The following is a 12,292-nucleotide window of genomic DNA, read 5'->3' on the forward strand; positions in this document are numbered from 1 at the left end:
TAGCAAGTGATGAAATCGAAAAAGACAAACAAGAATTCATACTTCACAATGATGAAGTGTGATTTATGCTAGTTGTTATTTTTCTGATTTATAAGACTTTTTTCCATAAGATCAGTCATCGCACCTTCATGAGCCTGAAGATTGCGGATATAGCGCATTAAAGTTTCAGGCTTTTTCCATGTCCCTTCCTGCATAATCTGAGCGACGGCATAGCCACGTCCCGCCATGTCCTGTGCAGCTCCTACACGGGCACTGTGACCAGTCCAGGTCATGTAGCGTCCTTTATTTGGGGTGATAGTTTCAGCTGTTCCAATCGTACGCCAGGCTTGGGTGAAGATAAATTCTATCGCCGGCGTGCTCAGCGGACGGGTGATAGAAAGAGTTGCACTCCCAGAGCGGTGAACCGGACAGAAGAGGAAAGCGTCAGGTTCGGGGCTCATACCTGACGCAGACAACCATTCTGACAACCGTCGGGAAGACTGCGAGCTTAGGGATTTGATAAGGCCCCCCGTCTGAACAATAGTTTTGGTATAGCTTACATTGAGGATGATCCTGCCATCCGGTGCCCGGGAGATGTCTCGAACACGAAGTCGAGCTAATTCACTGATACGCAGCAGCGTGCTATAAGCGAGATGCAAAAATGCCAAATCACGTTTGTGCCGAAGCGATATTGAGTCAGACCACAGTGCATCCAGTTTCAGCAAATCTTCAAGACGGAAGGGAACCGCCTGACCCGTACGTTCACCGGTTACAACCGCAACACGATTTATCTTCTTAACGGCCCTGAACACCAGCGGTGAGATGTTAGGAGGGGTGAGACCTGCGTTACGGTGTAACATTGAAATTAAAGAACCGTGCGTGGCAATCGTTGAAGAGGCGCGCCCGTTCTCTTGTAGCCAGTTCAGGTAATCGCGAAGATCGTCTGGAAGCATAGGCAAAAACGAACGCCCATTCTCCGCCGACCATTTATGGCAAATACGCATCACGCTCATTAGCTGTCGCCATGTATTGGGCGAAAATGCTTCCTTGTCCTGTACAAATTCCTTAAGCCTGGCCAGAACATCCTCTTCCGCCTGGATAGCCGGTAGAGTTTGGTGGGTTGGTGTTAATTTGCCCATATATAGCTTAAAAAGCGAACTCCCGGTCACTGGCGACGCTACGTAGATTCTGAGAAAAATGCAGGGGATTTACCTTGCAGATTTCACGTAGTGAAACCTGCAAGATCTACAGCAAAAAATCATCTACACCTGTAACTACTGGTTAGATTACCAGTTCCTTCAAAAGAAAACTAACTTTATATAAGTCCCATTATATAAAGTTGAATAAATCTACCCATGTTTAGGAAATACTATAAAATATTCAGTAGAAAGGGCTTTTTTGGGTTATTTAAGCTGCAGGTATAGTTGACTGTGCTCGAACGCATGTCCGTCGCCATTGCTGCAGACGATCTTCCCACTGTTAGTCTTAGAGACTCTAGGTTTAATAAGCAACGTACTCAAAGCCTTTATTGTGGCAATCGGCGTAAATATGTCTGACAGACGCTGATAGTCAGCATATCCTCTAAGCCGCTATACTTAACCTAATCCAAGGTGATCGGACGCTTTAGTACTCAAAATGTGACATGTAAGCGAGTGCACATAATCGGTCATCAATGTTGTGTAAATAATAATAATAGATTTGATGTTTCAATTTCTTGTTATTTTTCTATACCTATCAAGATTAGCTAAACTATGATATTTATAAAAATCAGGCCACTAAAGGTGGCCTGAGAGTAATTTTGTTAGGTTATCTGTAATAAATATTAAAATTCATATTTGATGCCTAAAGCAACGTCACTGCTATTGTAGTTATTACTTCCGAAACGTGTTCCAATATTACCCCAAATGTTTATATTCTTTATAATATCACCTTCGGCACCTACACGAACCTCTCCCATATTTCTTGTACCGCTCTGACTTACACGTTCTCCATCCATGCTTGTTGAAAACGCATTGGTATTATGGACCCAGTTAGTTTCGATATAAGGACGGAATATTTGATAAGTTTTTTGACCAGGATTTGGATTCTGAGCGATATAAGTTTTAGCACCAAGGCGAGATTGAATATTCCCATTACCTCTAATTATTACACGAGTACCATTATCTTCGGTGTGCTCTTTTGATTTCACTCCCATCCATGTAACTTGTGCATTCGGCTGAAGGTACCAATTATATTTCTCGCCGAGTAAAGTTGGTGAGTTGTTAAGTTGAATAGAATAACCAACCTCAACCGAAGCGGTAATGCCTTTAGACCGGTAGTTCTCATAGGTCAGTTGATCACCTTTTACTGAGTTATCAAACCAATTATATAATGCCCAACTATCAATATAAAGCCCACTTTTTTTTTGTACATCTTCGAACCATGTGCCATAAAGACCTGCACTATACCCGCTAATATTACCTTTTGAAGAATACCCTGTAAGCGAGCTATGTGTTCTACTTTTGCTAGTGCCGTATCCAGTCATAAGACCTAGACTCAAACGGTCCGCTCCTTTTAATTTCCATGATTTGATATCACCCCCAATCTGAACAACATACTGATTACTTTTTGTTTTAAGCTGTCCAGAAGAAGTGTGCCAATTCGTATGTCCGCCAACATTACGCATCCAAAGCAGGGTATTCTTTTGCTCACCCGTAAATGAATCACGGTAAGTAGCACCTGAGGACCGGTCGCCAATACGAGTAGTGAAAAGCGTATTAGCAGCAGCTGCATTAGAAATGTAACTGCCAGCTTCTGGCCGTTCTTGGCTTGAAGCCGAGGGAGCAGTCGGTGGGACGATCGATGGTACAGTCGGATTGGTCGGGTTCGTATCTTTGCTTGTTAGATACCAGTTTCCTTTGTTTGAGCCAACACCGCGAACTAAAGAATAATCATAGGCTCCTGCAACAATCCTACTACCCTTGGTAAAGGTTGCCCCGGAATTTCCATCAACAGTAATGACGTTTATACCCTCAACAGTTTGCGCCCCATGACCACCTAGATTATTGATATATACAGAACTTTCACCATCGCTGTTACCGGTTATTAGTAGCTTGTCAGAACGGGAAGTATCATCGGACAATATACTGTTCATTACGATTTTTGAACCATTGTAACCGATATAATTGCCATCAATTGTCAACGTATTGCCTACAGTGTCGGCAGATGATGATAAGGAAAGCGTAGCGTAGTTATTTATATCACCAGTAAATATGCTTTCGACCATACTGTCATCTTTACTGACAAGTTGCAAAATACCAAAGTTTGTCAAATCACCTACGATACGTGTGTTATTATATAAATCAATACTTCCAGTAATTTCATTTAAGATAATACCTTGATTCAAGTTTGTGTAGCTGCCTGTATTTACGATAACTCTCCCAGTATTAGTAATGTCCATATTCGTGGAATTATCTCCGTCTATTTTTAAAGCCCCTGTGTTTTTAAACGCACCCCCAGAAATATCTACATTCTTAATAATAAAAACTCCAGAGTTTTTAGCATCTGTTCCCGAAAGATTTAATAATGAATCTGAAAGCGTAAATGTACCTGTATTCTCAAAACTAGAACCATTTAGACTTATATCCCCAGATAAACTCATCATTCCATTATTATAAACATTACTATCAGTCATTATTATATTATCGGTACCAGATACTAGACCTCCATTATTTATGGTAGATCCAGACAGATCAAGATTCCCTGAGAAATAAAAATTACCATTATTGTTAAGCGTTATGTTATTTGCAGTGGTTCCCACGTTATCTTTACAAACTTCATCGTTGCAGTCACCAATTGTAAAATTAGTGCCTTCGGCGTTGGTAATTTCAGAGTCTGATATGTTATTCCCAAGAGCAATTATAGTACCTCCATTGACATTGCTTATGTGAGTATTTTTTGCAATATTATGATACAAATTTATGGATGCGTCATCGTTGGTAATGGCTGCGCCTTCTACAGAATTACCATCAACAACTATCTTACCCTTATTTGAATTCTCTATTTCTGCTCCATTTGCATAGTTTCCTTTTAACAATATGAAGCTATCATTATTTTTTATAATAGCACCTTCTGCTGAATTTCCTTCGACAAGTAACGTCCCGCCATTAGAGGACGAAAGTGAAATGAAGTTGGCATTATTATTAAATAAAACAACGTTTGATCCTTCTCCTTCGGAAGAAATTGAAGAACCGCCAGTGTATGTTGACTCTAAATTATTACCTTCAAAATTGTAAGCAAAAGGAGTTCCCCCTTCTTCAGAAATAAATTCTCCGCGATAATCTGAAGCTTCAACTCCTATAGCATAGTTAGTAATATGTACAGAGGTGTCATTTTGACTATAGGGATTATTGAGGGTGTTATCACTATAATTCCAGTAAGGATTATCTCCTAGATTCTGATAATTATTCCCTGTATTAGATGGTGAAGGCGTTTTATTTCCATAACCGTCCTGAAAAGCAAAGGAGTTGAGGGAAGAGAATAGGCTAAAAACGATCAAATATTGGGGTTTCTTCTTAAATAAAAACATACATAATTCCTTTATGTAGGCTCGAAAGCCGGATACAACACCTGACATCAAGCAGGTTAACCGCTCGCATTAGATACACTATTATTTAGATTCTATTAAGCATTTGCAATTTAATCACTTTCTAAGCGACGAATTGATATTTCTACGTAATAATCTTTTATATAATAGCTGTAATATGTGCCACTCAAATACAATTCTATTTGAATCTGAATTTAAACTTAAACCATAGTTTACACCAAGACCTAAATTCCATATGGAAACTTGAAAAACTTTCCATACTCAATTTATTTAATGCATTATTTTTGTGGCTACTGATTGTTTTCTCCTCAATATTAAGAAATTTTGAAATACTTTTTGAACTCATACCTTTGCAAAGATTATCTAAAACCAATAACTCACGCATAGTAAGCGGTGGTTTAGGGATGAAGTGACTATTTCCTATAACTTCCATAAGTTCATCAGCAAAATCATTAGTGTTGAGGTTCATCGAAATTTTATTCTTTCTGCATATTGCAAATATCTGTATTGGTTCAACAAATAAATTTGGTTTTATTTTATCAGGAAAAAAAACATATACGCTACCGTGTCCTGTATAAAAATATTTAATATTGAGGTTCGAAGGTAAGAAACCATTCTTTAACACCTCTTTTAAACCAATCTCAAAATAACTATTCTCTGTAATAATCATCAACTAACTCCCATTTCATAAAATGCCTTCGAATTTGAAAAAAAAAGTGTTATTTTCGCATCATAAATTAAGGGGAATATATTAAAATAGGAACGCAGTAATTTTCTGCAGTATATAGCGTACCCAGTTATGTCTATTTGCCATGCACCCAAAGAAATGCGTTAATTTTTATAAGTAACACTTGTGAATCTAAATCAGATGCTGCTACAAAAAAACCGTGTGTTATCAAGATTAACTAAAGCTATGGCATTCACTCTTGAATGCGTTGATCTATAATTATAATTTTGATATCGTGTTCACTATCATCATGAACATATAAACTTTAGTTTTATTATTTAGATTATTGCATGCTACATATGAATTACCTTCAATTTTTAATGTTCTTTAATAATTAGTTAAAATTAAAAACTTTGAACACTTTTTTATTACCAATAATATTCCCACATAAATTATGTGAATTTTTAGTTACAAATTTTCGAAAGTCTGCTTTCAAATTTCAAGTATAGTCTAATCTATAAATAGTTGTGGAATTAATTACTATAAAATGATTCGATCACGAAACTTAAAAAGTAATTATGAGAGATATTCATGAAAAATAAATTAGTTATTTTCAGGGAAATATGCGGCCTTTACGAAACCATACTTAAAAATGAGTCTATAAACGAAGCCATCATAAATCATTCATTGCTCATTTTGGATGAATTCCGTTCAAAAAAACTTTTTTATAAATATATTTTTAAAAATAATCGTTTTTTGGCTGTTAGTATCGCTGCATGTGTTTTTTATAATCAAAATGATTCCTATTTTTCTGATGTAAAATCAGAGTGCTTAAAAACAGGAATGATTAGTGAAAATACAATAACCTCACTACTCTCCATGCTTAAAATCACAGGAAGAATAACTATTGACAAGAGCAGGTTAGATAAACGTAAAATAAAGTTTTCTTTCACAGAGAAAGGGGAGTTAGATACGCTATCTTTAATAAATTCTGTAATGCCAGCTCTCAATATTTTGTTCCCTGACATTGTCAACTCACCCAGTTTATCGAAAAATGAGTTAAGTTTATTTTTCAAAAAATACTATGATATTTTCCACGCTGGTTTATATCTTGTAGATTTAACTAAAGGAGCTGAGATATTCATCACTAAGGACTCAGGCCATATGATCATGGTTAGCTTATTTATGTTATGCCAAAATAACGAGATTGAGTCAAAAAAATCGAAAATTTTATATATTTCAAAAAATTGTGGAGTATCACGTTCGCACTTAAGAAACATTCTCATTGAGGCAAATAAATTGAACCTCCTCGTTTTTGATAACAAGTCAGGGCACATTCAAATCCTTGATACTTTCAATTCTATGTTCAGGTCCTATATGGCATATTACTTTTCTTTTGTAATTTACGGGTTAAAAGTGAGTTAAAAAATTCTGAAAAAAAATTTGCAATATACTTCAAAGTAATAGCCTATATTTAGGAACACTACCGTTATTCCCTAAAACATCTTGACTGAGAACTGCTAAGCTTCAAATCTGATATAAGAATAACCTTAGCTGTGGTTTTTGAGTAATACAAAAATTACCCCCAAATTTTAACAACCCACAACCTTTACTAATTGGTAAAAACATGTTCTGAACTATAATCTCTTGACATCATCCATTTGTTGGAAACATCTTTCAAATTCTCTACGTCGATTCTGCAAGCTGCTGAATTAGCTGCAGTAAATTCGACTCGACGTAAATTCGAGAATACAAAAGGTATTGAATTACCTAAGCATTAGACTTAACAATTGGTAAATAACTTGGAATATCTTTGGTATATAACTTCTATATAGCCTAAATACTCGTCAAAACTGTTTCTATCCAGCGTGCCAAGTGCACTCATCCTGGGAGAATGGATGTCGTTGACCTGCCCCCAGAATTAAATACAAGGCTCAGTTAGTAATGTCGGACCCTTAACTCTCATAATTACCCTTTCTCCAGCTCGCTGCAAATTCAGACGGCGTCTGATAATTCAGCGTGGAGTGCGGGCGACATTCGTTATAATCTTGACGCCATTTGCTGATGGTTTTCCTGGCATGATTGACGTCGCTGAACCAGTGTTCATTCACGCATTCATCGCGAAAGCGCCCATCAAAACTCTCAATAAATCCGTTCTGCGTTGGCTTGCCTGGCTGGATTAAGCGCAACTCAACACCATGCTCAAAAGCCCATCGATCCAGTGCGCGGCAGGTGAAATCCGGCCCCTGGCCAGTTCTTATCGTCGCCGGATAGCCTCGAAACAGTGCAATGCTGTCCAGAATACGTGTGATCTGAACGCCTGAAATCCCGAAGGCAACAGTGACCGTCAGGCATTCCTTTGTGAAGTCATCGACGCAGGTAAGGCACTTGATCCTGCGACCGGTAGCCAGCGCATCCATGACGAAATCAATCGACCAGCTCATGTTGGGCGCCGCCGGGCGGAGCAGCGGCAGACGTTCTGTTGCAAGCCCTTTACGACGACGTCTGCGTTTAACGCCCAGCCCGTTCAGATGATAAAGGCGGTGCACGCGCTTGTGATTAACCAGAAGTCCTTCACGACGCAGTAACTGCCATATGCGGCGGTAGCCCAAACGGCTGCGCTCCAGTGCCAGTTCAGTAATGCGCCCTGATAAATGGGCATCAGCCGCCTGACGCTGAGCGTCATAGCGGCAGGTCGACAGGGACAAACCTGCGAGTCTGCAGGCACTACGTTGCGACAGACCGGTCGCATCACACATCAACACCACGACTTCGCGCTTCTGGTCTGTCGTCAGTACTTTCGCCCAAGAGCCACCTGAAGCGCCTCCTTATCCAGCATGGCCTCGACGAGCAGCTTCTTGAGTCTGGCGTTCTCTTCCTCAAGTGACTTCAGGCGCTTAACCTCAGGCACCTCCATGCCGCCACACTTCTTACGCCAGGTATAAAACGTGGCGTCGGAAATGGCGTGCTTACGGCAGAGTTCCCGGGCAGAAACTCCGGCTTCAGCCTCGCGGAGAATACTGATGATCTGTTCATCGGAAAATTGCTTCTTCATGGGGATGTCCTCATGTGGCTTATGAAGACATTACTAACATCGTGGTGTATTAATCAACGGGGAGCAGGTCAAGCCTTAATGTGTGGAATATCGCTGGAGCACTAAAACAGCTAACATGATAAAATTATGTCCATATTAATGAACTAGATTTAACATAATTATGATTATGTGAACTTAAGTTATTGTTTATAAACATAATTCCGATGCGCACTGGTGGGAATTTATCAATACGAGATTGTGCTTTGGTATTACTCATGATGTTCGTCACCAACAGATGCGGTATACGTTCGCGTCCATATGGGTCTCGACATGACCATTGAGAAAATCTGCCAGATATTGCGTGTAGTCAGACGACTAAATATCAACTCAATGCAAAATCTGTTTTGAAAAAGAGAGCCTCGCTCAGGCGAGGCTCTCTTTAGTGTATCTGCGTAGTTTGGGAATGTGGGGATGGAACAACATGCGAAATATCTACAGCTTCACGTGCTTTACTGAGATCATAAGTTGCCTGCATAGCAAGCCAAAGGCGTGCAGCTATGCCTAGCCCAGCTTCGAGGCGTACCGCCATCTCTGGAGTAATCGCCGTTTTACCGGCAGCCACCTTGCTCAAAGCTGACGGCGAGATACCAAGATCTCGAGCAAGTGAACGTAGAGTGATTTTATAATCATCAAGATACTCCGTAATTAATCCGCCTGGGTGCGGTGGGTTAAACATAGCCATTAATGATAATCCTCTAAATTAAGTATATATGCATCCCCATCTCTAAATTCGAAGGTGATCCGCCAGTTAGCTCTAACAGTTATAGAAAACAGATTATGTTTATCACCCTTCAGAGGGTGCAGTTTAAAATTTGGATAAAGCCTAAAGTCATCAGTGGTTGATGCTTCATCAAGTACGAGTAAGCGGAGTTTAATGCGCTCAGCGTCTTTAGCTTGAACCCCGCTTACGTCCCCTTTTTCGTAGAGCTTTTGCAGCCCTTTGTGCTTCCAGCTTTTTATCACTTTAATCACTTCCTGTTTCTCAATAGGAAACAGTATACCATGCGTTTCCTAAAAGGAAACATCGGGCTTTGCCACTTTATAAGAATGAAGGAAAGACACGAAGCTCTACCACCGCTCGATTAATTTTATCATATTGATTTAATTAACATAAATAGCATTAACCGCACCACGATGTAAGCCCCATTTTATAATGGAATTATCAGTACGCATTGAATCGGCTGCACTGCATCCAAAGAAGCCGCGCTTGAATCGCTTAACCGGTATCGTGATACGCCTACCGGACGCATCCGCATCAATGCTGCCGTTGAAGCGGCAAACCTTTTGCTTGCGCCGGTCATGCCCGCATTTATAGATCGCTATCCCGATATTGAAATCGATATTGTGGGCAGCAACCGTATGGTTGACGTCACTGATGCGGGCTTTGATGCCGGTATCCGCTATGGTGGCACTGTCCCGGAAGACATGGTTGCCCGGCGTTTATCTGCCGATATTCGCTGGGTTATCGCCGCATCCCCCGACTACCTGGAACGCTACGGAACGCCTGAACATCCGGATGATTTGTTACACCATCGCTGCATCAGCAATCGTCTCGGCGATGAGCGGATTTATCGCTGGGAGCTTGAGCGAGACGGTGAAACGTACCAAATCTCTGTGCCCGGCTCAGTGACGGTCAATCAGGCTGAAACCGGCCTTGTGGCCGTACTGGGCGGAGCCGGCCTGATGTATTTTCCGGAGCCTCTTGTTGCCCCCTACGTGAAGGATGGACGGCTCCGCCTGGTGCTTACGGAATGGTCCCCACTGGAGGAAGGTTTTCATATTTATTATTCAAGCCGTCGGCAACTGCCGACCGGGTTTCGCCTTCTGATTGAGTTCATACAGGAGGCCAGGCCGCTGGGGTTGTGAAATAGCGCTTCCATACGGGACGATGCGATTTCGTCTTTATCGTTCCGTGGCGGATATCAGTAAATCAATCAGGGCCTTCACTCTTTTCGTTTTACCCGCGTTTTTGGGGTAATAGAGATAGACTGGCGGGTAGGTTTTCCAGTGACTCTCCATCGCGGGGATAAAGAGCTCCCTGTCGGGCTGTAACTGCCAGATGGGTTCAAACAAGCGTCCAATTCCCAGCCCGTTACGGATCCCGTCAGCCATAACGTCGATATCGTTACTGATTAACTGCCCGGGCATCTCAACCGTCAACTGCTCTCCACGGTCGTTCAGGATCAACGGAAGGATTCGGTTGTTAGTAATAAAGCGGTAGCCAATCAGCTTGTGTTGACTGAGATCTGACGGTACCTCAGGCGTTCCATGCTCGCTGAGATAGGCTGAGGATGCATATAACCCTTCACGAAAGGGTTTCATTAACGGCCGCGCCACCACCCCACCCTCGAGGATATCTCCAAAACGGATCCCAAAATCAAAACGCTCTTCGATTATATTCACGGTACGGTCGTAAACCGATATTTCCAGTTGTATACCCGGATACGCGCACAAAGGTATCCGAATTAATGCGATTTGCCCGGGGATTATCGAGACCCCAATTGTATCCGGCATGCTTGAATCCCAGCCTGAAGCGATGGCCGAACTCATGAAAGAAGTTCCCATGCGACGGTTGGGCCGCGCTGAGGAAATCGCCGATGCCGTGCTCTGGTTATGCAGTCCGGCATCAAGTTTCATCGTGGGACATGCACTGCCTGTCGATGGCGGATATACCGTTCGCTAACATCTGTTTTTTTACGAATTAGTTTAGCTTAAATGAGAACCAGATTATGTCCCGTGAGTCATTTGAACCACATTCAAATAAAGGTTTCTTGCGAGTTTTGCTGACTCTCATGCTTGTCATATTTTCTGGTTTTCTTATTATCGGGGGCGCTCTGCCCGTTCTGCCGCGATATGTCCATAACGTATTGGGTTTTGGCACCTTTACGGTTGGCCTGGTGACCGGTTTTCAATTCGCAGCATCTCTGGCATCTCGTTTTGCCGCAGGCCGCTACGCCGACCTTCGAGGTGGTAAGAAATCCATCGTTCTGGGTCTGTTTCTGGCTATCGGTGGCGGTATGTTCTATCTCATATCACTGCTGTTCATCACACATCCAATAGCCGCTATAAGTCTGATACTGACAGGAAGAGCAGTCATCGGCGCGGCTGAAAGCTTCATTATCACCGGAGGAATGACACTCGGTCTGGCTCTCACCGGCGAAAAACAAGCAGGTCGTGTCATCGCATGGGTGGGCACCGCTATGTTTGTAGCTTTCGCTTTAGGCGCGCCTGTAGGAACCTATCTTTACGACAAAGCCGGTTTTTTATGGATTGCATCAGCGACCATCCTCCTCCCATTTGCCGCGCTTGCAACTGTGCGTATCCTCCAGGACCATGTTGACCCCAAAGCCAGTAAAGGCGCAATCACACGGACAATGAAAGCCGTATGGGTCCCAGGACTGGGTGCGGCACTCAACGGCGTCGGTTATGCAGCTCTGCTTTCCTTTTCTGTACTTATGTATGCAAATAAAGGATGGGGAATGGGGTGGCTGCCGGTCTCCGCATTCGCGACAGCACTCATAGCTGCGAGACTTTTATTAGGACAGCTGATCGATTCGCTCGGCAGCATTCGTGTTGGGGTCATCTTTTCTGTCATTACCGCGGCTGGGCAAGGGTTAATTGGATTTGCCCCAAATCCCCTGATTGCTGCCTTGGGAGCTGCAATGACCGGAGCCGGATGGGCAATGGTATACCCAGCATTTGGCGCAGAGGCTGTACGCCGCGTTGGCATGGCAAATAAAGGCATGGCAATGGCAGCCTATTCAGCCTTCCCTGACTTTGCCATCGGTCTGGCGAGCCCGGTTTTAGGACTGTTAGTTTCACCAGATAAAATCAGCATTGTCTTTCTGTGGAGCATGGTTTTGGTGAGTCTTGCTATTCCGGTAGCGCTTTGCTCGAGAGGGCGATTACCCTGACTGGATTTTTGAACCTTCACTGAACACCGGTTATCTATAACAATTGCAGCTAA

The 12,292-nt window shown here is 42.2% G+C and carries 9 protein-coding genes and 2 pseudogenes; 4 read left to right on the forward strand and 7 right to left on the reverse strand.

Going from position 1 to position 12,292, the window contains the following annotated elements:
* Positions 1–68: 68 nt before the first annotated feature.
* From IV433_RS22225 to IV433_RS22235, 3 genes are all read right to left on the reverse strand, one after another.
* Positions 69–1,118 (reverse strand): tyrosine-type recombinase/integrase, encoded by a 1,050-nt coding sequence (locus tag IV433_RS22225; RefSeq protein WP_195815982.1) that lies wholly within the window; start codon positions 1,116–1,118, stop codon positions 69–71.
* Between the two features lie 683 nt (positions 1,119–1,801).
* A complete protein-coding gene (locus tag IV433_RS22230; RefSeq protein WP_195815983.1) occupies positions 1,802–4,546 on the reverse strand; it encodes an autotransporter outer membrane beta-barrel domain-containing protein in 2,745 nt (914 codons plus the stop codon).
* Between the two features lie 196 nt (positions 4,547–4,742).
* Entirely contained in the window at positions 4,743–5,234 is a 492-nt protein-coding gene (locus IV433_RS22235; RefSeq protein WP_195815984.1) for a helix-turn-helix domain-containing protein, read from the reverse strand.
* Positions 5,235–5,822: 588 nt separating this feature from the next.
* Here IV433_RS22235 and IV433_RS22240 point away from each other — a divergent pair.
* The gene (locus IV433_RS22240; protein WP_195815985.1) at positions 5,823–6,656 is read left to right on the forward strand and encodes a hypothetical protein; all 834 of its coding nucleotides are present in this window, start codon (positions 5,823–5,825) and stop codon (positions 6,654–6,656) included.
* A 530-nt stretch (positions 6,657–7,186) separates the two neighbouring features.
* Here the strand turns inward: IV433_RS22240 and IV433_RS22245 are convergent.
* The 3 genes from IV433_RS22245 to IV433_RS22255 form a co-directional block, all read right to left on the reverse strand.
* Positions 7,187–8,286, reverse strand: a protein-coding gene (locus IV433_RS22245; protein WP_195815986.1) for an IS3 family transposase whose coding sequence is annotated in 2 segments (ribosomal slippage) — positions 7,187–8,028 and positions 8,028–8,286 — 1,101 coding nt in all. Because the reading frame shifts where the segments join, the coding sequence is not laid out codon by codon here.
* Positions 8,287–8,704: 418 nt separating this feature from the next.
* Positions 8,705–9,007, reverse strand: a complete 303-nt coding sequence (locus tag IV433_RS22250; protein ID WP_195815987.1) for a HigA family addiction module antitoxin — start codon at positions 9,005–9,007, stop codon at positions 8,705–8,707.
* Positions 9,007–9,288: a type II toxin-antitoxin system RelE/ParE family toxin gene (locus IV433_RS22255; protein WP_195816010.1), complete on the reverse strand. Its 282-nt coding sequence runs from the start codon at positions 9,286–9,288 to the stop codon at positions 9,007–9,009. Before IV433_RS22255 ends, IV433_RS22250 begins: the two co-directional genes overlap by 1 nt.
* A gap of 234 nt (positions 9,289–9,522) precedes the next feature.
* On the opposite strand from IV433_RS22255, the pseudogene IV433_RS22260 reads away from it, so the two are divergent.
* Positions 9,523–10,191: pseudogene (locus IV433_RS22260) on the forward strand (LysR substrate-binding domain-containing protein); the annotation flags it as partial.
* A 14-nt stretch (positions 10,192–10,205) separates the two neighbouring features.
* Here the strand turns inward: IV433_RS22260 and IV433_RS22265 are convergent.
* A pseudogene (locus IV433_RS22265) lies at positions 10,206–10,770 on the reverse strand (substrate binding domain-containing protein); the annotation flags it as partial.
* Between the two features lie 55 nt (positions 10,771–10,825).
* Between IV433_RS22265 and IV433_RS22270 the strand changes: the two are divergent.
* Positions 10,826–11,008 carry an SDR family oxidoreductase gene (locus tag IV433_RS22270; protein ID WP_326838673.1) on the forward strand — a complete coding sequence of 61 codons (183 nt, stop codon included), beginning with the start codon at positions 10,826–10,828 and terminating at the stop codon, positions 11,006–11,008.
* 46 nt (positions 11,009–11,054) lie between these two features.
* The gene (locus IV433_RS22275) at positions 11,055–12,239 is read left to right on the forward strand and encodes an MFS transporter (protein ID WP_195815988.1); all 1,185 of its coding nucleotides are present in this window, start codon (positions 11,055–11,057) and stop codon (positions 12,237–12,239) included.
* Positions 12,240–12,292: the final 53 nt, after the last annotated feature.

This window comes from Rahnella laticis, from assembly GCF_015644585.1.
Classification (GTDB): domain Bacteria; phylum Pseudomonadota; class Gammaproteobacteria; order Enterobacterales; family Enterobacteriaceae; genus Rahnella; species Rahnella laticis.

Excerpts from the sequence above, each read along its gene's own strand:
- IV433_RS22225 (WP_195815982.1), bottom strand. The coding sequence starts at position 1,118 with ATGGGCAAATTAACACCAACCCACCAAACTCTACCGGCTATCCAGGCG.
- IV433_RS22275 (WP_195815988.1), top strand. The coding sequence starts at position 11,055 with ATGTCCCGTGAGTCATTTGAACCACATTCAAATAAAGGTTTCTTGCGA.
- IV433_RS22240 (WP_195815985.1), top strand. The coding sequence starts at position 5,823 with ATGAAAAATAAATTAGTTATTTTCAGGGAAATATGCGGCCTTTACGAA.
- IV433_RS22230 (WP_195815983.1), bottom strand. The coding sequence starts at position 4,546 with ATGTTTTTATTTAAGAAGAAACCCCAATATTTGATCGTTTTTAGCCTA.
- IV433_RS22250 (WP_195815987.1), bottom strand. The coding sequence starts at position 9,007 with ATGGCTATGTTTAACCCACCGCACCCAGGCGGATTAATTACGGAGTAT.
- IV433_RS22235 (WP_195815984.1), bottom strand. The coding sequence starts at position 5,234 with ATGATTATTACAGAGAATAGTTATTTTGAGATTGGTTTAAAAGAGGTG.